The 18,395-nt window shown below is 71.8% G+C and carries 17 protein-coding genes; 14 read left to right on the top strand and 3 right to left on the bottom strand.

What is annotated here, in order from left to right; translation table 11 throughout:
• The first annotated feature begins 18 nt into the window (after positions 1-18).
• The 13 genes from BHU06_RS15890 (at position 19) to BHU06_RS15830 (ending at position 14,313) form a co-directional block, all read left to right on the top strand.
• Positions 19-972 (top strand): LysR family transcriptional regulator, encoded by a 954-nt coding sequence (locus BHU06_RS15890; protein WP_070400323.1) that lies wholly within the window; start codon positions 19-21, stop codon positions 970-972.
• A 134-nt stretch (positions 973-1,106) separates the two neighbouring features.
• A complete protein-coding gene (locus BHU06_RS15885) occupies positions 1,107-2,123 on the top strand; it encodes a sulfate ABC transporter substrate-binding protein (RefSeq protein ID WP_070400185.1) in 1,017 nt (338 codons plus the stop codon).
• A 135-nt stretch (positions 2,124-2,258) separates the two neighbouring features.
• Positions 2,259-2,552: a DUF1330 domain-containing protein gene (locus BHU06_RS15880; protein ID WP_070400184.1), complete on the top strand. Its 294-nt coding sequence runs from the start codon at positions 2,259-2,261 to the stop codon at positions 2,550-2,552.
• A gap of 187 nt (positions 2,553-2,739) precedes the next feature.
• Positions 2,740-3,402 (top strand): hypothetical protein, encoded by a 663-nt coding sequence (locus BHU06_RS15875; protein ID WP_070400183.1) that lies wholly within the window; start codon positions 2,740-2,742, stop codon positions 3,400-3,402.
• Positions 3,384-6,086, top strand: coding sequence for a hypothetical protein (locus tag BHU06_RS15870; RefSeq protein ID WP_139147087.1), 2,703 nt, complete (start codon positions 3,384-3,386; stop codon positions 6,084-6,086). The genes BHU06_RS15875 and BHU06_RS15870 overlap by 19 nt, the downstream gene beginning before the upstream one ends.
• Before the next feature lie 142 nt (positions 6,087-6,228).
• Complete coding sequence (locus BHU06_RS15865) at positions 6,229-7,224, top strand: sulfate ABC transporter substrate-binding protein (protein WP_070400322.1); 996 nt, start codon at positions 6,229-6,231, stop codon at positions 7,222-7,224.
• A gap of 3 nt (positions 7,225-7,227) precedes the next feature.
• On the top strand, positions 7,228-8,103 hold the full coding sequence (gene cysT, locus BHU06_RS15860; protein ID WP_070400181.1) for a sulfate ABC transporter permease subunit CysT: 876 nt from the start codon (positions 7,228-7,230) through the stop codon (positions 8,101-8,103).
• A gap of 61 nt (positions 8,104-8,164) precedes the next feature.
• On the top strand, positions 8,165-9,052 hold the full coding sequence (cysW, locus tag BHU06_RS15855; RefSeq protein WP_070400180.1) for a sulfate ABC transporter permease subunit CysW: 888 nt from the start codon (positions 8,165-8,167) through the stop codon (positions 9,050-9,052).
• A 58-nt stretch (positions 9,053-9,110) separates the two neighbouring features.
• Positions 9,111-10,115, top strand: coding sequence for a sulfate/molybdate ABC transporter ATP-binding protein (locus tag BHU06_RS15850; RefSeq protein ID WP_070400179.1), 1,005 nt, complete (start codon positions 9,111-9,113; stop codon positions 10,113-10,115).
• Between the two features lie 76 nt (positions 10,116-10,191).
• Positions 10,192-10,851 carry an exopolysaccharide biosynthesis protein gene (locus BHU06_RS15845; protein ID WP_070400178.1) on the top strand — a complete coding sequence of 220 codons (660 nt, stop codon included), beginning with the start codon at positions 10,192-10,194 and terminating at the stop codon, positions 10,849-10,851.
• A gap of 51 nt (positions 10,852-10,902) precedes the next feature.
• A complete protein-coding gene (locus BHU06_RS15840) occupies positions 10,903-12,369 on the top strand; it encodes a UbiA family prenyltransferase (RefSeq protein WP_070400177.1) in 1,467 nt (488 codons plus the stop codon).
• Positions 12,366-12,728: a multidrug efflux SMR transporter gene (locus BHU06_RS15835; protein WP_070400176.1), complete on the top strand. Its 363-nt coding sequence runs from the start codon at positions 12,366-12,368 to the stop codon at positions 12,726-12,728. Before BHU06_RS15840 ends, BHU06_RS15835 begins: the two co-directional genes overlap by 4 nt.
• A gap of 43 nt (positions 12,729-12,771) precedes the next feature.
• Entirely contained in the window at positions 12,772-14,313 is a 1,542-nt protein-coding gene (locus BHU06_RS15830; protein ID WP_070400175.1) for a glycosyltransferase family 39 protein, read from the top strand.
• A gap of 99 nt (positions 14,314-14,412) precedes the next feature.
• Here the strand turns inward: BHU06_RS15830 and BHU06_RS15825 are convergent, their stop codons facing one another.
• From BHU06_RS15825 to alr, 3 genes are all read right to left on the bottom strand, one after another.
• Positions 14,413-14,850 carry a VOC family protein gene (locus BHU06_RS15825; RefSeq protein ID WP_070400174.1) on the bottom strand — a complete coding sequence of 146 codons (438 nt, stop codon included), beginning with the start codon at positions 14,848-14,850 and terminating at the stop codon, positions 14,413-14,415.
• A gap of 87 nt (positions 14,851-14,937) precedes the next feature.
• Positions 14,938-15,759, bottom strand: coding sequence for a helix-turn-helix domain-containing protein (locus BHU06_RS15820; RefSeq protein ID WP_083293269.1), 822 nt, complete (start codon positions 15,757-15,759; stop codon positions 14,938-14,940).
• Between the two features lie 34 nt (positions 15,760-15,793).
• Positions 15,794-16,906, bottom strand: coding sequence for an alanine racemase (alr, locus tag BHU06_RS15815; RefSeq protein ID WP_070400173.1), 1,113 nt, complete (start codon positions 16,904-16,906; stop codon positions 15,794-15,796).
• A gap of 187 nt (positions 16,907-17,093) precedes the next feature.
• Here alr and lplT point away from each other — a divergent pair, with 187 nt between their 5' ends.
• Positions 17,094-18,365: a lysophospholipid transporter LplT gene (lplT, locus tag BHU06_RS15810; protein ID WP_070400172.1), complete on the top strand. Its 1,272-nt coding sequence runs from the start codon at positions 17,094-17,096 to the stop codon at positions 18,363-18,365.
• Positions 18,366-18,395 lie beyond the last annotated feature (30 nt).

Raw genomic sequence — 18,395 nt, 5'->3', positions numbered from 1 at the left:
ATGGTGAACAATCGCCGCATGAGTCTGGAAAAAGCCGAACACCTCTGGTCCCACCTGCACTGGCTCACGGTGCTGGCGCAGCACGGCAGCTACACGGCGGCGGCGCAGCGCCTGGGCGTGAGCAAGGCCGCCATGAGCCAGCACATCAGCGAACTGGAGCGCGCGGCTGGCGTGCCCCTGGTGCAGCGCACCACGCGCAGCGTGCGTCTCACCGAGGCCGGCCAGCGCCTGGTGGACGGCCTGCGCGAGCCCTTCGAGCGCATCGCCCAGGGCTTCGCCAGCGTGCGCGACCTGGCCGAGGTGCCCGCGGGCCGGGTGCGCGTGACCGCGCCGGTGGCCTTCGCTCGCCAGCAGCTGGTGCCGCGCATCGCCGATTTCCTGCGCGAGCACCCCGGCATCCGCGTCGAGCTCGATCTGTCGGACCGCCTGAGCTCGCTGGCCACCGAGGGCTTCGACCTCGCCATCCGCCACACCGCCGCCCCACCCGACACGCACGTGGCCTGGACCCTGTGCCGCACGCGCTCGGTGCTGGTGGCCAGCCGCGCCTACCTGCGCCGCCGCGGCACGCCCGCCGCGCCGCAGGACCTGGCCGGCCACGATTGCCTGCACTACCCGCGCGCGCAGGACACGCCGGCCTGGCACTTCCAGCCGGCCGGCGAGGCGCGCCGCCAGGCGCCCGCCCAGCGCTTCACCGTGCCGGTGGCGGGGCCCTTCGCCGCCAACAACAGCGAGGCCCTGCGCGATGCCGCGATCGCGGGCCTGGGCATCGCGCTGGTGCCCGACTTCAGCGCCCAGGCCGCCCTGCGCGCGGGCAAGCTGGTGGAGGTGCTGGCGGACTGGGCGTCGGTGGGCACCTTCAGCGACCACCTCTACGCCATCCGTCCCTACGCGAGCCACGTGCCACGCGCGGTGTCGGTGTTCGTGGCCTGGCTGCGCGAGGCGCTGGCGCAGGGGTTCCCGCTGCGTGGCTGAGCCTCCGCACGCGGTGGCCATAGATGTTTTCGTCATAAACAACCAAAAACGTATTCGTTCCTTCCTGGAGGCGTTCCCGGGAACATCGCGGCCTCGCTGTCTCACAGCACCGCCCTCCGAAGAAGGAACGACCCATGACCACCCGCCGCCACCTGCTGACCACCCTGGGCGCCGCCGCCCTCGCCCTGAGCGTGGGCGCCGCCCAGGCCCAGGCCCCCGCGCCCGTGACCCTGCTCAATGTGAGCTACGACCCCACGCGCGAGCTCTACGTCGAGATCAACCAGGCCTTCACCAAGCACTGGAAGGCCAAGACCGGCCAGGACGTGACGATCAAACAGTCGCATGGCGGCTCGGGCAAACAGGCCCGCTCCATCATCGACGGCCTCGACGCCGACGTGGCCACGCTGGCCCTGGCCGGCGACACCGATGCGCTGCACGCCCACGGCCAGTGGATCCCCAAGGACTGGCAGAAGCGCCTGCCGCACAACAGCTCGCCCTACACCTCGACCATCGTGCTCGCGGTGCGCCAGGGCAACCCCAAGAACATCAAGGACTGGGACGACCTGGTGCGCCCCGACGTGAAGGTCATCACCCCCAACCCCAAAACCTCGGGCGGCGCGCGCTGGAATTACCTGGCCGCGTGGGAGTTCGCCAAGCGCCAGTTCGGCGGTGACGCCCAGGCCAAGGACTTCGTCGCCCGGCTCTACAACAACGTGCCGGTGCTCGACACCGGCGCGCGCGGCTCGACCATCACCTTCGCGCAGCGCAACCAGGGCGACGTGCTGATCGCCTGGGAGAACGAGGCCTACCTGCTCGAGAAGGAGTTCGGCGCCAAGTTCGACTTCGTCTACCCCTCGCTGTCCATCCTGGCCGAGCCCGCGGTGACCGTGGTCGACAAGAACGTGGACAAGAAGGGCACGCGCGCCGTGGCCCAGGCCTACCTCGAGTACCTCTACACCGAAGAGGCGCAGGACATCATCGGCAAAAACTTCTACCGCCCGGTCTCGACGAAGGCCCAGGCCAAGTACGCCAAGCAGCTGCCCAAACTCAACCTGTTCACCATCGACCAGGCCTTCGGCGGCTGGGACAAGGCCGCGAAGGCGCATTTCGCCGACGGCGCCTCGTTCGACCAGATCTACACCAGGAAATAAGCGCCGCCCGACGCCGTCACGGCCCCCCGGGCGTCGCCGGGTCCTGGGGCGGTCTCGAGGGGGCCTGGACCTGCGGGCGACAATCAGCGCGCCGTCGACGGCTTCCCCCAACCGACCCCCAAGGAGACTCCCCCCATGCCCAAGGCTTACTGGATGGCCACCTACCGCTCGATCACCGACCCCGCCGCGCTGGCCAAGTACGCCGAGTTGGCCCTGCCCGCCCTGCAGGCGGCCGGCGCCCGTTTCCTGGCGCGCGGCATGCCCGCCCAGGTGTACGAAGCGGCCCCGCACCAGCGCGCCGTGCTGATCGAGTTCGACAGCGTGGCGCAGGCCATCGCGGCGCACGACAGCCCGGGCTACCAGGCCGCCCTGCAGGCCCTGGGCCAGGGCGCGGAACGCGACATCCGCATCATCGAAGCGGCGAGCTGACGCGCGCCGCAGCAGCGCCGGCCCGGGCCGGCGACACCGTGTCGGCGCCAGCCCCGCGCCCGACACGGCCGCTCAGACATTTCTGTCATGAGCACACAACCAAACATTGGTTGGTGAAACGGGCCGGCGCACCTAGAGTGCGTCCATTCGTAAGCCTATTTCATTACCAAACCCTTTTGAACTGGCCATGTCGAGCGGACGGACATCCACCCCGCTGGCGGCGGACGCCCAGGCGCCGCTGCGCCGGGCGATCGACGCGGTCGAGGCCTGGCGCACGAACGACCTCATCCACAACCCCCGGCACGGCTGGCTCTCGCGCGTGCCCCCCACCCAGGTGCTGTTCCCGCTGTCCGGCCCGCCCACGCCCGACGACCTGGACGATCTGCTGGCCAAGGCCGGGCGGACGCCGACCTTCTTCCTGACCCACCCGCTGGTGATCGCGGCCTTCGAACGCGAATGCGCGCGCACCGGTGTGCGACCGGCCCCCACGGTGCTGTTCGACGCCCGCGCCCTCACCTGGCGCGACACGCCCCTGATCCCCTGCGACACGGTGCCCCTGGTCAATGGCAAGGGCAAGGTCTTGCTGCTGTGCGCGGGCGACGGGCACCCGGCCCCGCCGGTGCGCGCCTGCGGCAACCAGCGCCGGGCCATCGCCACTTACCTGATCGGTTTGCACCGCTCGCTGGCCGGGCGCGCGCCCGACGCGCTCGCGGTGCTGGAAGACGTCGAGATCGGTCGCAGCCACGCCTATCCCGACACCTACAAGGGCTGGGCCATGGACCACGACACCAACCCTCGCCGAGCGGCCACGACACAGGAAGGAACGACCCCGTGCAGTCACTGTCCCTGAGCTTGATCCGCCGGCCGCCTTCCCCCCGCAAAGCCCGGGTCGAACGCCCCCCCATCCACCCCTTGCCGGACGGCGGCAGCGGCTTGGCGCCGCGCAGCCCGCGCACGCTCCAGCACCCCGGCAGCCCATCGCACGCCCAGAACAACCTGCGGCAGCTGCACGATCAGCGCGCGTCGCGCCAGCCGTCGGCGCCCGGCAGCCCCCGCCTGTCGCCGCGCCAGGGCGTGCGGGCGGCGCCGCCCGTGGACGCCCCGGTCGTCGGCGCTGCGTACGTCGCCCCCGGCCTGCTGGACAGGCCCGACCTCCTGGCCGCGGTCTGCGCCGGCTGGGCGACGGGGGCGGGCGCCACCAGCGGCACCGGCCTGGCGAACGCCTTCACCGACGACGCCGGCGGCGACGCGCTGCCCGCCACGCTGTTCGCGGGCGGCCTCTTCAACCTGCTGTGCTCCCTCGTCGACACGGGCCTGACCCTGCATGCCTGGCGCGAGGCCCACCAGCAGTACCAGGCGTTCGAGGCGCTGCTGGGCGCGCAGCACCTCCTGCTGCACCAGCTGAACGACCAGCTGCGCCACGGCCCTGACCCGCGGCTGCGGGCCACACGCGACCTCGCGCAATTCAACGTGGACGCGCTGACCGGCCTGTTGAAGGGCTTCGAGAAGGCCTATCTGCTGGGCCCGGAGCGCGAGCGGGCCATTGAGCGGCGCCAGCTGCACCTCGACCACCTGGTGAGCGCCGACGAGGCCCTGCGCCTGCGCCAGCAGGCCCTGGCCTACCCGGACGAGCGGCGCCAAGGCCTGGCCGACCACGCCGAGCGGCAGCGCGACGCCTTGCAGGCGCGCATCGACGCCTTCGACGCCGCGTCGCGGGTGCCGCTGCTCGAGCGCATGCGCGAAGGCCTGAGCCACCCCCTCGACCTGCTCGCCGGCCTCAGCGACGAGCAGATCGCCTTCCTGCGCGACGGCGCGCTGCAGGGCGCCAAGGGCCCTTTCCAGCTGTTCAGCGCGCTCGCCACGCTGTTGCCCCACCTGCTCACCAGCGGCGCGGCCGGCGCCGCCCTGGACACCGTGGGCCAGGCCGTGCCGCCGGTGGCGGTGCTGCTGGCGCTGGCCCATCTGCTCACCGCGAACTGGGACCGCGTGGGCGGCCAGAAGCGCATGGGCAAGGCGCGGGCCGCCCGCCTCGCCAAGCTGCAGGCCTTCGAGCGCGTGGTGTGGGGCCTGTCCCCCGACAGCGTCACCCCCGGCGCCGACCCCGAGCAGGTGAAGCAGGCCCTGCAGGTGCGCCGCAACCTGGCCCGGCAGCTGGCCAAGGCCATTCAGCGCACGAACCAGGCCAAGCGCGTGGCCTGGGCCCGCAAGTTCCGAGGCAAGTTCAACCTGGTCAACTTTCTGCTCAGCCTGTTGGGCCTGGCCGCGATGGCGGCGGGCACCGGTTCCTATGGGACGATTCCGGCCGCCGTCGTCGGCTCCGCGCTGGGCCTCTTCCTGCTCACGCACCTCGCCAAGTACCAGGCCTATCTGGCGGCGGACAAACAGCGCATGCGCCGGCGCGACCGGGAAGCCAGGGCCTTGCGCGATGCGGACGGCTTCAAGGCCAGCGAGCTGTACGCCGGCCGCCTCGGTGTCGATGCGCCGCTGAACGAGGCCCAGCGGCAGGCGCTGCGCCACAACACCTACCTAAGCCTCGACTGGCTGCAGGGCCAGCTGTACGAAGTGGGACTGCAGGCCAGCCAGGCCCCCGGCGGCGCGCCGCCGCTGTGCGACGCCGAACGGGCCCTGCTGGACGCCGGTGTGGCGCCCGACACCTTGCGTGCGCTGCGCCAGGCGGCCTGGGTCCGGACGCGGGCGCAGCACGGCCAGCTGGTGCGCGCCGTGGCCACGGGCACCATCGGCCTGCGGCTGTTTCCGTCGGACCCGAGCGCGCCGCTCGACGGCAACCACGCCCCGGTGCCGGTGCTGCGCACGCAGGCGGCCCAGGCGCCCACGCCCTTCGCCCATCTCGCGGACCTGATCGACGCCGTCAAACACGCCGGCAAGGCGCAGCTGCGAAGGGACCACAACCGCGTGGGACGCCTCGCGCGCGGCTTCGGGCGCAAGTCCCTCGCCACCCCCGGGCAAGCGCTCAAGGCCCTGGAGCGCCATGCACAGCGCGGCGACACCGAAGCGCTCGCCCAGCTGCGGCGCGACCTGCTCCAGCCCCTGCTGAGCGGCTTGCCGCTGCGCCCCGACGGCCTGGGCATCGCCTGGCCCGAGCGCTACCAGGGCGGCGGCGAAGACGACCCGGACACCGCCGACTGCCTGATCCGCTGCCTGCGGGAGCTGCAGGACACCTGCCGGTTGGGCCAGCTCGCCCTGGCCGACGAGCAAGAGAAGGGGCGATGGTCCGACCGCTGGATGCGGCGGCGCCTGCGCGACTGCGCCGAACTGGCCGAACGCCTGATACAGGCCGTCCAACAGGAACGCGCCCAGCCCGAACCCTGGTGGGACGCGCTGGTCGATGGCCCGCCGGTCTTCCGGCCGGCGGACGACGAGGCGGAGCCCATCGATCTCTGGTCTTCCGGGCGCGAGGGCGATGAGGCGCTGTCGGTGGTCAGCGGTCCGCCCACGGCCTTCGAGGCGTGCTTCCACGGGGACGCGCCCGAGCCGGCCGCCGGCCCGCTGCCGGCCTACGCCATCAAGGTATGAGCCCACAAGAACCCGGTCGCGCGGGCCCGGCCGGGTCTACATGCCGCAACGGCATAAAGAAACAAGAAAACTGTCGTTTGTATTTGTGAAGAGCACTTCCAGAATGCCCTTCCCGCTTCCCAAACGCCCCGAGTTTTCGACCATGACAACCGCACTGCGCACCACCGCCGCCGCCCTGGGCCTGGCCCTGAGCACGCTGGCCTCGGCCCAGACCACCCCGCTGCTCAACGTCTCCTACGACGTGGCGCGCGAGTTCTACAAGGACATCAACAGCGCCTTCGTCGAACAGCAGAAGAAGGCCGGCAAGACCGTGGTGGTGAACCAGTCGCACGCCGGCTCCAGCGCCCAGGCGCGCGCCGTGGCCGACGGCCTGGAGGCCGACGTGGTCACCATGAACACCACCACCGACGTGGACTTCCTGGCCGACAAGGGCGTGGTCGCCAAGGACTGGCGCCAGAAGTTCCCGCACAACGCCGCGCCCACCACCTCCACCATGCTGTTCCTGGTGCGCAACGGCAACCCCAAGAACATCAAGGACTGGGACGACCTCATCAAGCCCGGCGTGCAGGTCGTGGTGGTCAACCCCAAGACCGGCGGCAACGGCCGCTACGCCTACCTGGCCGCCTGGGGCCAGGTGCGCGCCAAGGGCGGCAGCGACGCGCAGGCCGCCGAGTTCGTGAAGAAGCTCTACGCCAACGTGCCCGTGCTGGCGCGCGGCGGGCGCGACGCCACCGGCGTCTTCCTGCAACGCAACATCGGCGACGTGCTGATCACCTTCGAGTCCGAGGTGGTGTCGGTGAACAAGGAGTTCGGTGCCGGCAAGGTGGACGCCGTGCACCCGAGCGCGAGCGTCGTGGCCGAGAACCCGGTGGCCATCGTCGAGCGCACGGTGAACAAGAAGGGCACGGCCGCCCAGGCCAAGGCCTACCTCGACTTCCTCTACAGCGAGCAGGGCCAGGAGATCGCGGCCCGACACAACATCCGGCCGCGCTCGGAAGCGGTGCTCAAGAAGCACGCCGACGTCTTCAAGCCCATCAAGCTGTTCACCGTCGAGCAGTACTTCGGCTCCTTCGCCGACGCGCAGAAGGTGCACTTCAACGACGGCGGCCAGTTCGACCAGATCTACACGGCCCGCTGAACCATGACCGCCGCCACGCTGCCCCTGCAGGCAGCCCCCGGCGCGCGGCGCCCCACGCGCCGCGTGCTGCCGGGCTTCAACATCACCCTGGGCTACACCCTGCTCTACCTGAGCCTGATCGTGCTGATCCCGCTCTCGGCCCTGGTCTTCAAGACCTTCTCCATGAGCTGGGCGCAGTTCTGGGACGCCGTGGCCTCGCCGCGCGTGCTGGCCGCCTACCGGCTGAGCTTCGGCGCCTCGCTGATCGCGGCACTGGTCAACGTGGTGTTCGGCCTGCTGGTGGCCTGGGTGCTGGTGCGCTACAGCTTCCCGGGCAAGAAGATCGTCGACGCCCTGGTGGACCTGCCCTTCGCCCTGCCCACGGCCGTGGCCGGCATCTCGCTCACCGCGCTGCTGGCCGACAACGGCTGGGTGGGCCAGGTGGTCGCGCCGCTGGGCATCCAGCTGGCGTTCAACCCCAACGGCGTGGTCATCGCGCTCATCTTCATCGGCCTGCCCTTCGTGGTGCGCACCGTGCAGCCGGTGCTGGAAGACACCGAGAAGGAGCTGGAGGAAGCCGCCTCCAGCCTGGGCGCCACGCGCTGGCAGACCTTCTCGCGCGTGATCTTCCCGAGCATCGCACCCGCGCTGCTCACGGGCTTCGCCATGGCCTTCGCGCGCGCCGTGGGCGAGTACGGCTCGGTGATCTTCATCGCCGGCAACATGCCCATGGTGTCGGAGATCACGCCGCTGATCATCATCGCCAAGCTGGAGCAGTACGACTACGCGGGCGCCACCGCCGTGGCCTCGGTGATGCTGGGCATCTCCTTCGTGCTGCTGCTGGTCATCAACGCCCTGCAAGCCTGGCAGCGAAAGCGCTCCGGGGGGGCGATGGCATGAGCGCACGCACGGCCGTTCCGAAGGGCGCTCGCACCGCAGCGCGCAGCGCGGAGGTTTTCGAATGAGCCTGGCCCGTACCGAGGCGCCCTGGGTGCGCCGCACGCTGATCGGCATCGCCCTGGCGTTCATGGCGCTGTTCCTGGTGCTGCCGCTGGCCGCGGTGTTCACCGAGGCGCTGCGCAAGGGCTGGGAGGCCTACTGGGAAGCGCTGAAGGAGCCCGACGCCTGGGCCGCCATCCGCCTGACGCTGCTCACGGCCGCGATCGCGGTGCCGCTGAACCTGGTGTTCGGCGTGGCCGCGGCCTGGGCCGTGGCCAAGTTCGAGTTCCGCGGCAAGGCCTTCCTCACCACGCTGATCGACCTGCCGTTCTCCGTCTCGCCGGTGGTGGCGGGCCTGATCTATGTGCTGGTCTTCGGCGCGCAGGGCTGGCTCGGCCCCTGGCTGGCCGAGCACGACATCAAGATCGTGTTCGCCGTGCCCGGCATCGTCCTGGCCACCGTCTTCGTCACCTTCCCCTTCATCGCGCGCGAGCTCATCCCGCTGATGCAGGCCCAGGGCAACGACGAGGAACAGGCGGCGCAGGTGCTGGGCGCCACCGGCTGGCAGACCTTCTGGCACGTCACGCTGCCCAACATCAAGTGGGGTCTGATCTACGGCGTGATCCTGTGCAACGCGCGCGCCATGGGCGAGTTCGGCGCGGTCTCGGTGGTCTCGGGCCACATCCGCGGCCAGACCAACACCATGCCGCTGCACGTGGAGGTCCTCTACAACGAGTACCAGTCGGTGGCCGCCTTCGCCGTGGCCTCTCTGCTGGCCCTGCTGGCGCTGGTCACCCTGGTCATCAAGACCGTGGCCGAGTGGCGCATGGAGCGTGAACTCAAGGCCCTGGCCGAACGGCCGCCCGAGCGGCCCCGCAACGACACCTCCCTCGCAGGAGCGTCCACATGAGTGCCGCACGGCCGCCCGAAGGCACTCGCACCGCAGCGCGCAGCGCGAAGGTTTCACCATGAGCATCAACGTCCAGAACATCTCCAAGCACTTCGGCAGCTTCCACGCGCTGGACAACATCCGGCTCGACATCCAGAGCGGCGAGCTGCTCGCCCTGCTGGGCCCCTCGGGCTGCGGCAAGACCACGCTGCTGCGCATCATCGCGGGCCTGGAAACGGCCGACGCTGGCCAGATCGTCATCAGCGGCGAGGACAGCACCCACGTGCATGTGCGCGAGCGCAACGTGGGCTTCGTGTTCCAGCACTACGCGCTGTTTCGCCACATGACGGTGGCCGAGAACGTGGCCTTCGGCCTGCGCGTGAAGCCGCGCGGCGAGCGCCCGAGCGACAAGCAGATCCAGGCCAAGGTGGTCGAGTTGCTCAAGCTGGTGCAGCTCGACTGGCTGGCCGACCGCTACCCCGCGCAACTGTCGGGCGGCCAGCGCCAGCGCATCGCCCTGGCGCGCGCGCTGGCGGTGGAGCCCAAGGTGCTGCTGCTCGACGAGCCCTTCGGCGCGCTCGACGCCCAGGTGCGCAAGGAACTGCGCCGCTGGCTGCGCCGCCTGCACGACGAACTGCACGTCACCAGCATCTTCGTCACGCACGACCAGGAAGAGGCCCTGGAAGTGGCCGACCGCGTGGTGTTGATGAACCGCGGCCGCATCGAGCAGGTGGGCTCGCCGCGCGAGGTCTGGGAACACCCGGCCACGCCCTTCGTGGCGCGCTTCCTCGGCGGCGTGCCGCTGGTGGGCGACGGCACGCGCCCGCTGCGCCCGCACGAGCTGGAGGTGCGGCGCCTGCTGCCCGGCACCGACACGCGCGGCGCCGTGGTGGCCACGCTGCGGCGCGCGCTGGTGCTCGACCCGGTGGTGCGGCTCGAACTCGAGCCCGAGTCCGGCGCGCACGACCTGATCGAGGCCCGCCTGGGCACGGCCCAGTTCCACTCCCTGGGCCTGCGCGAGGGCGACGCGGTGCTGGTGTCGCCGCGCAGCCCGCTCGGCGCGCCCGAACCGGCCCTGGCCTGAGGCAGGCGCCCGCCGGGCGCGGGGAACCCCGCTGTCGTCAGCGGGTCATGCAGGGACACCAGCATCTGCCCGCCCCATGGACCACAGCCTCGCCCGCCGCCTGCGCCGCGCCGCCATCCGCCAGGAACGGCGCTGGCGCGCGCACGGCCTGGGCGGCTCGCACAAGCCCGACGAAACCGCCCCGCTGCGCCTGACGCTGGCCGAGCTGCTGAACCTGCACGGCGAGGCCTCGCTGCCGGTGCTGGTGATGGTGCTCTCGCTGTTCACCCTCATCCCGGTGGGCGGCGCGGGCTGGTTCGTGAGTTTCTTCATCGCCGCGCTGGGCTGGTCCTGGGCGCGCGGCCGGGAGCGCGTGGCCCTGCCGGGCGCGCTGGGCGGCTTCACCCTGAACGAACAATGGTCGCGCCGCAGCCTGCACGCCCTGGCCTGGCTGTACGCCCTCGCCGACCGCTGGCTGGGCCCGCGCTGGCAGGCCTGGCGGCACGAGCGCACGCGCGGCTGGTGGGGCGCCTGGATCGCGGCGATGGCGGCCATCATCTTTTTGCCCCTGCCCTTCGGCAACGTGTTGCCCAGCGCCAGCCTGGTGCTGCTGGGCCTGGGCTGGCTGTTCCGCGACGGCCTGGCGCTGGCGGCTTCCACCCTGGCCGGCGCCGCCGCCATCGCCTACACCCTGGCCTTCGGCCAGCTCGCGATCGATCTGGCGCAGCGCGGCTGGGGCTGGCTGACGGGCGCCTGAGGCCGCCGCGGGCGGCCCCTAGAATCGCCCGAGACCCGCAGCACAGGCCCGATGCACAACCCTCCCCTGGACGACTGTCCCCTCTATGTGGACCTGGACGGCTCGCTCACGCCGAGCGACACCCTGCACGAATCCATCGTGCTGTTCGCGCGCCGCCATCCGCTGAACCTGCTGCGCATGGTGGGTTGGCTGGCGCGTGGCAAGGCCGGCTTCAAGCGCGCCCTGGCCGACGCCGTGCTGCCCGAGCCCGAGCGCCTGCCCTGGCGCGCGGATTTCATCGAGTTCCTGCGCGCCGAACACGCGCGCGGCCGCACCCTGGTGCTGGCCACCGCCGCCGACGCGCGCGTGGCGCGGCGCGTGGCCGAGCACCTGGGCGTGTTCAGCGGCGTGCTGGCCACCGAGGACGGCGGCCCCAACCTGAGCCGCGCCCACAAGCGCGAGGCCATCGCCGCGCACGCGCGCGCCGCGGGCCATGAGCGCTGGGCCTACGCGGGCAACAGCGCCGACGACCTGCCCGTCTGGGCCGGCGGCGCGCAGGCCATCGCGGTGAACGCGCCGGCCGGCGTGCTGCGGCGCCTGCAGGCCGCGCAGGCGCCCGCCCGCGTCTTCGAACGGCGGCCGCTCACACCCAAGACCGTGCTGCGCGCGATCCGCCTCAAGCAGTGGTCCAAGAACGGCCTGCTGTTCGTGCCGCTGCTGGCGGCGCACACCACCGACCCCTCGCTGTGGCTCACGCTGTTCGTGGCCTTCGTTGCCTTCGGGCTCTGCGCCTCGGCCACCTACCTGGTCAACGACCTGCTCGACCTGCCCAATGACCGCGCGCACCGGCTCAAGCGCCTGCGCCCGCTGGCGGCGGGCACGCTGGGCATCGGCGCCGCGGTGGCCATTGGCGCGGCGATGCTGCTGGCCGCCTTCGCACTGGCCGCCTGGGTCGGCCAGGCCTTCACCGGCGCGCTGCTGCTCTACACCGCGCTGACGCTGGGCTACTCGCTGCGCTGGAAGCGCATCCCGCTGTTCGACGTGCTGCTGCTGGCCACGCTCTACACGCTGCGCATCGGCGCCGGCGCGCTGGCCGGGCACGTGGACCTGTCCAACTGGCTGCTGGCCATCTCCATCTTCCTGTTCCTGAGCCTGGCGCTGGTCAAGCGCTGCGCCGAACTGGAAGAGGCGGTGGACGCGCACCAGGCGCCCGCGCCCGGCCGCGGCTACCAGCCGCGCGACCTGGCCACGCTGCGCACCATGGGCATGGCCAGCGGCTTCATGTCGGTGCTGGTGCTCACGCTCTACATCGACTCGCCCAACAGCCGCGCGCTCTACGCCCAGCCCGACTGGCTGTGGGCCGCCGCGCCGGTTCTGCTGATGTGGGTGATGCGCATCTGGTTCAAGACCGGCCGGCGCGAACTCCACGGCGAAGACCCGCTGGCCTTCGCGCTGAAAGACCCCTTCAGCTGGGCCACGCTGTTCGTGATGGGCGGCATCGGCCTGGCGGCCACCATCGGCTGGCAGCCCCACCTATGAAATCCCTCGCCCTGCTGCTCGCGCTGCTCTGCGTGCTCCTGTCCTCGGCGGCGCAGCTCGCCATGAAGCGCGGCCTGGGCCCCGGCGGCGCCGACGTGGCCGGCACCTACGTGCAGGCCTTCACCAGCCCCATGGTCTGGCTGGGCCTCCTGCTCTATGGCGCCAGCGCCGTGCTCTGGCTGTGGGTGCTGTCGCGGCTCGACGTGTCGCTGGCCTACCCGCTGGTGAGCCTGGGCTTCGTGGTCACCATGCTGCTGGGCGTGCTGTGGCTGGGCGAGCCCTTCTCGTGGCTGCGCGTGGCCGGCTGCACGCTGATCGTGGTTGGCGTGAGCCTGCTGGCCCTCTCCGCTCGGGCATGATCGGCGCCCGGCCGCCTCCCATGCGCGCCGCCGATACCCGACGATGAAAGCCGACAACAACTCCCTCGCGGCCGCGCGCCGCCTTTTCTGGTGGGCCTTTGGCCTCACGCTGCTGCTCAAGGTGTTCCTGGCCGCGGTGTTTCCCTTCACGGGCGACGAGGCCTTCTTCTACCAGTGGGGCGCGCACCCGGCCTGGCATTACTCGGACCACCCGCCGCTGGTGGGCTGGCTGATCGCGCTGCTGCGCGCCATCGGCGGCGACGCGCCCCTGGTGCTGCGCAGCGCCACGCTGCTGGTGACCAGCGCCATCGCCCTGCTGGTGGTGGACCTGCTGCGCCGCCTGCTGCCGGAGGAACGCGAGGCCCAGGCCTGGCTCGCCGGCGCCGTCTACCTGGCCCTGCCCTGGAGCTGGCTGTTCGTGCTGGTGACCACCGACACGCCGCTGATCCTGTTCATGGCGCTGTCGTTCTGGGCCTACGTGCGCGCCGACACCAGCGGGCGCGGCACCGGCTGGTACCTGCTCAGCGGCGCCCTGCTGGGCGCGGCCTTCTTCGGCAAGTACTTCGCGGCCCTGCTGGGCTTTGCCTACGCGGCCCACGCCTGGGGCTGGCGGCGCGAGCGCTGGTGGGCGCCCGTGCTGGTGTTCGTGGCCGCGCTGCCCGCCATCGGCGCCAACCTGTACCTGAACGCCACGCACGGCTGGAGCCACGTGATGTTCAACGTCTTCAACCGCAACGAAGCCTCGGCCTGGTCGCTGGAGACCTTCCTCACCTACGTCGGCATGGCGCTGTACCTGGTGACGCCCTGGTGGCTGTGGCGTGCCGCGCGCTCGCGCGCGCCCGCCGGCGTGAGCGCCAGCGCGCGCACCACGCTCGCGGTGCTGTGGATCTTCCCCTTCGTGGTGTTCGCCCTGCTGGCCACGCGCCGCACCATCGGCCTGCACTGGGTGCTGGGTTTCGTGCCGGTGTTCGTGGTCTGGGCCGGGCTGCGCTGCGAGGTGCGCCCGCTGCGCCGCCTGCTGGGCTACACGGCGGCGCTGTCGCTGCCGCACCTGGTGGTGGTGCTGGCGATCGCGCTGGCGCCGGTGGCGTGGTTCGCCCAAACGAAATGGGCCGATCGCGCGGTGTTCCTGCGCGAGAACGCCGCGGTGGTCGCCGGCCTGCGCCAGGGCCTGCCCGCCGGGGCCACGCTCATGGCCCAGGCCTACAACCCGGCGGCCATGCTGGCCTTTCGCCACGGCCAGTACGTGCCGGTGTTCGGCCCGGGCCGCCACCACGCGCGCCAGGACGACCAGGTGATCGATTTCCGCCGCTACGACGGCCAGCCGATCCGCGTCTTCCACTACGACGAGCCCGATCTCGCGAACTACGCGCCCTACTTCGAGCGCGTGAGCAAGCACGCCTTCGTGGTGGATGGCGCGCGCTTCTGGTACGTCGACGGCGAGGGTTTTCGCTTCGCGCCCTACCGCGAGCGGGTGCTGGCCGCCGTGGCGCGCGACTTCCACGACATTCCGCGCTGGCTGCCGGTGCTGGGCAACCCCTTCTGCGAACGCTACGGCTTCAAGGAATGCTCGCCGGGGCGCTGAGCAAGGGCGCGACCTTGGCCCTGGCGCGCCACACGCTGAGGGTTTTCTGGCCCGCGGGCGCCGCGCCGTGCCAGGCCCCGCGTGCGTGCCCCGCCGCGATCAGTTGAACAAGGCCGTGTAGCGCCGCTGCATTTCCTCGGGGGTCACCTGTTCGATGGCGTGCCCGATCAGCCAACGGTGGCCGAAGGGACAGCGCACCACGCCGCTGCGCTCGCCGTAGAACGCGTCGCTGGCCTCGCGCTCCAGCGTGGCGCCGGCCGCCACGGCCTGGGCCAGCATGGCGTCGGCGTCGTCCACGTGCAGGTGCAGGGTGACCGGCGTGGCGCCCAGGCTGCGCGCGCTGCGGATGCCGCACTCGGGGAACTCGTCGCACAGCATCACGGTGTGGGGCCCGAAGGCGAGTTCGGCGTGGCCGATGCGGCCCGAGGGCTCGACCAGGCGGAACTTTTCGGTGGCGCCGAAGGCCTTGCCATAAAAATGAATGGCGGCGGCCGTGTCGTGCACGCAGAGGTAGGCGTAGGTTTCGTCAATGCGCATGGGCGGCTCCCGTGGACAGCGGTAGGCCCCCCGCACTGTGCCGGTCGTGGCACGCCGCGTATAGAAGAAATTGTTCGCGCCGCCGGCTCAGCCCCGGCGGGGCGGGTCCAGGGGCAGGTGGTTGGGCTCCTCGGGCGCGAGCGCGCGAAAGCGCCCGGGCGTGAGGCCGGCCATGGCGCGGAATTCGCGGATGAGGTGCGATTGGTCGCTGTAGCCCAGCGCGGCGGCCAGCTCGGCCGGCGCGGGTGCGTCGGCGGCGGCGAGGGCGCCGACCGCCCGCTGGAAGCGGCGCACGCGCTGCCAGGCCTTGGGGCTCAGGCCCGTGGCCTGCAGAAAGGCCCGCTCGAAGCGGCGCCGGCCCAGGCCGCTGGCGCGCACCGCCGCGCCCACGGAGGGCGATTGCCGCAGCAGCCGCGCCAGCGCGCCGGCCTGGCCCGGCACCGGCGGGCGGCGCGCCAGCAGCCAGGCCTCGAACCGCGCAAGCCGCGCGTCCACGTTCGGGGCCTCGAGCAGGCGCTCGCGCAGCCGCTGCGCCTCGGCGCCGAGCAGGGCCTCCAGCGGCACGTGGCGGCCGGTGACGGCGTCCGCGTCCAGGCCGAACAGCCACTGCGCGGCACCGGGCAGCAGCGTGGCGCCCACGCTGGCCGAGCGGGCGCGCAGGCGCTTGAGGTAGGGCGCGGTGCGCGCGCCCCCGAGCACCGCGGGGGCCAGCGGCTCGCCCAGGGGGTCGTCGGGCGAACGCAGCAGGCGCACCGGCACGTCGTCCAGCCGCAGCACGAGGTGCATGAGCCCGCTGGGCAGCAGGCGCTCGATGCGCGCCTGCGCCTCGCCCGCGGGCCCGGCCGCGCAGCTCCAGACCTCGCGCACGAAGGGGCGCAGCAGCGGGTGGGGGGCGCGGCGCCGGTTCATGGGGATTGGAGCCGGTTCGTCGCGCCCGGGCCGCTCAGTCGGCGGCCTCGAAGCGCACGCGCGGCGCCACCGCGCACAGCAGCTCGTAGGCGATGGTGCCGGCCGCGTGCGCGACTTCGTCCACCGGCAGCAGCGCACCGTTGCCGGCGCGGCCCCAGAGCACCACCTCGCTGCCGATGCCCGCCTCGGGCAGCCCGCTCAGGTCCACGGTGAGCATGTCCATGCTCACGCGGCCCAGGGTGCGCGTGCGCTGGCCGTCCACCAGCGCCGGCGTGCCGCTGGGCGCGTGGCGCGGGTAGCCGTCGGCGTAGCCGCAGGCGACGACGCCGATGCGCATGGGCCCGTCGGCGGTGAAGGTGGAGCCGTAGCCGACGGTGTCGCCGGCCTGCAGCTGCTGCACGCCGATCACCCGGGTGGACAGCGTCATGGTGGGCCGCAGGCCCCAGTGCGCGGCGCTGTGCTCGGGGAAGTCGGGCGCGCTGCCGTAGAGCGCGATGCCTTCGCGCACCCAGTCGGCCGCCAGCGAGCCGGCGCCGCGCAGGGCGCCGCGCGCGTGGCGCAGGATGGCCGCGCTGTTGGCCAGCGTGCGCTCGCCGGGCAGGTCGTCGGTGGCCTGCTCGAACAGCGCCACCTGGTGCGCAATGCCGCGCGCGCCGTCGGCGTCGCTGAAGTGCGTCATGTGGCCGATTTCCTCGACCTGCGGCAACGCATTGAGCCGCGCCCAGGCCGTGCGGTAAGCCGCGGGCGTGAAGCCCAGGCGGTTCATGCCGCTGTTGAGCTTGAGGAAGACCTTGTGCGGCTGCTGGGTCTTGTGCGCGGCCAGCCAGTCGATCTGCTCATTGCAGTGCACCGCGTGCCAGAGGTTCAGGCGCGAGCACAGCTCCAGGTCGCGCGCCTCGAACGCGCCTTCGAGCAGCAGGATGGGACCGCGCCAGTCGAGGGCGCGCAGGCGCTCGGCCTCGGCCAGGTCCAGCAGGGCGAAGCCGTCGGCGCCGCGCAGGCCCTCGAAGGCGCGCTCGATGCCGTGGCCATAGGCATTGGCCTTGACCACCGCCCAGACGCGGGCGTCGGGGGCGCGCTCGCGCGCGATGCCGAGGTTGTGGCGCAAGGCGCCGGTGTGCACGGTGGCCAGGATGGGGCGGGGCATGGCGTGAGAAAAGTCAAGAAGGGAAATCCAGTCCGAGCGGCGGGGTGGCCTTCCGGCGGCGCCTGCGCACACGCGTGCTATAACCCGCGCCACCTCACGGAGACAAGCCTCAAACTGTCGCACAAACGTGTGGGGTGTCCGTCGATAGGCGCTTCATCCTGGCAGGCAAGCAAACCGATTCATCGCCATGAAGCGCGGCTTCTACACCATCATGACGGCGCAGTTTTTCAGCTCCCTGGCTGACAACGCGCTGTTCGTCGCCGCCATCGAGCTGCTGCGCCACCGCAACGCGCACGAATGGCAAAGCGCGGCGCTGGTGCCCATGTTCGCCCTGTTCTACGTGCTGCTGGCGCCCTTCGTGGGCGCCTTCGCCGACGCCCGGCCCAAGGGCCAGGTCATGTTCATCAGCAACGCCATCAAGGTGGTGGGCTGCCTGCTCATGCTGGTGGGCGTGCACCCACTGCTGGCCTACACCTTGGTGGGCCTGGGCGCGGCGGCGTACTCGCCGGCCAAGTACGGCATCCTCACCGAGCTGCTGCCACCGTCCCAGCTGGTCAAGGCCAATGGCTGGATCGAGGGCCTGACCATCGCCTCCATCATCCTGGGCGTGCTGCTGGGCGGCCAGCTCGTGGGGCCCACCCTGTCGTCGTGGCTGCTGGCGCTGCACATCCCCGGCATCCACCACGGCCCGGCCGCCGCCATCGCCATGCTGGTGGTGCTCTACATCCTGGCCGCGGCCTTCAACCTGCGCATCCCGCTCACCGGCGTGACGCCGCGTCCCATGCCGCGCAACCCGCTGGTGCTGCTGCCCGATTTCTGGACCTGCAACATGCGCCTCTGGCGCGACCACCTGGGCCAGATCTCGCTGTCCACCACCACGCTGTTCTGGGGCGTGAGCGGCAACCTGCGCTACATCGTGCTGGCCTGGGCCGCGGTGGCGCTGGGCTACAGCACCTCCAAGGCCTCGGCGCTGGTGGGCGTGGTGGCGCTGGGCACGGCCGTGGGCGCGGTGGTGGCCTCCATGCGCATGCGGCTCGACCAGGCCACGAAGGTCATCCCCCTGGGCATCGGCATGGGCCTGCTGGTGGTGCTGATGAACTTCATCGACAACGTCTGGGTGGCCGCGCCCTTCCTGGTGCTGCTGGGCGGCCTGGGCGGCTTCCTGGTGGTGCCCATGAACGCGCTGCTGCAGCACCGGGGCCACAACCTCATGGGCGCGGGCCGCTCCATCGCCGTGCAGAACTTCAATGAGCAGGCCTGCATCCTGGGCCTGGGCGCTCTCTACACGGCGTCCACCGGCGCGGGGCTGTCGGCCTTCGCGGCCATCACCGCCTTTGGCCTGCTGGTGGCCGGCACCATGTGGCTGATCGGCTGGTGGCACAAGCGCAACCAGCGCGTGCACGGGCACGAGATCGAGCGCCTGCTCGAAATCGCCCGCCGGGACGATCTACACGGATAGCACCCCCGCCGCGCTGCGCGCGCCCCCCTC

Origin of the sequence: Hydrogenophaga sp. PML113 (assembly GCF_001777155.1) — a bacterium.
GTDB lineage: Bacteria > Pseudomonadota > Gammaproteobacteria > Burkholderiales > Burkholderiaceae_C > Hydrogenophaga > Hydrogenophaga borbori.
This window is presented reverse-complemented; position numbering and strand designations above follow the sequence as displayed.

Bases quoted from the DNA above. Each gene is read 5' to 3' on its own strand.
- BHU06_RS15820 (WP_083293269.1), bottom strand. From the start codon at position 15,759: ATGAACCGGCGCCGCGCCCCCCACCCGCTGCTGCGCCCCTTCGTGCGC.
- BHU06_RS15825 (WP_070400174.1), bottom strand. From the start codon at position 14,850: ATGCGCATTGACGAAACCTACGCCTACCTCTGCGTGCACGACACGGCC.
- BHU06_RS15845 (WP_070400178.1), top strand. From the start codon at position 10,192: ATGGACCACAGCCTCGCCCGCCGCCTGCGCCGCGCCGCCATCCGCCAG.
- BHU06_RS15830 (WP_070400175.1), top strand. From the start codon at position 12,772: ATGAAAGCCGACAACAACTCCCTCGCGGCCGCGCGCCGCCTTTTCTGG.
- cysW (WP_070400180.1), top strand. From the start codon at position 8,165: ATGAGCCTGGCCCGTACCGAGGCGCCCTGGGTGCGCCGCACGCTGATC.
- BHU06_RS15865 (WP_070400322.1), top strand. From the start codon at position 6,229: ATGACAACCGCACTGCGCACCACCGCCGCCGCCCTGGGCCTGGCCCTG.
- BHU06_RS15880 (WP_070400184.1), top strand. From the start codon at position 2,259: ATGCCCAAGGCTTACTGGATGGCCACCTACCGCTCGATCACCGACCCC.
- BHU06_RS15890 (WP_070400323.1), top strand. From the start codon at position 19: ATGAGTCTGGAAAAAGCCGAACACCTCTGGTCCCACCTGCACTGGCTC.
- cysT (WP_070400181.1), top strand. From the start codon at position 7,228: ATGACCGCCGCCACGCTGCCCCTGCAGGCAGCCCCCGGCGCGCGGCGC.
- lplT (WP_070400172.1), top strand. From the start codon at position 17,094: ATGAAGCGCGGCTTCTACACCATCATGACGGCGCAGTTTTTCAGCTCC.
- BHU06_RS15840 (WP_070400177.1), top strand. From the start codon at position 10,903: ATGCACAACCCTCCCCTGGACGACTGTCCCCTCTATGTGGACCTGGAC.
- alr (WP_070400173.1), bottom strand. From the start codon at position 16,906: ATGCCCCGCCCCATCCTGGCCACCGTGCACACCGGCGCCTTGCGCCAC.
- BHU06_RS15875 (WP_070400183.1), top strand. From the start codon at position 2,740: ATGTCGAGCGGACGGACATCCACCCCGCTGGCGGCGGACGCCCAGGCG.
- BHU06_RS15835 (WP_070400176.1), top strand. From the start codon at position 12,366: ATGAAATCCCTCGCCCTGCTGCTCGCGCTGCTCTGCGTGCTCCTGTCC.
- BHU06_RS15885 (WP_070400185.1), top strand. From the start codon at position 1,107: ATGACCACCCGCCGCCACCTGCTGACCACCCTGGGCGCCGCCGCCCTC.
- BHU06_RS15850 (WP_070400179.1), top strand. From the start codon at position 9,111: ATGAGCATCAACGTCCAGAACATCTCCAAGCACTTCGGCAGCTTCCAC.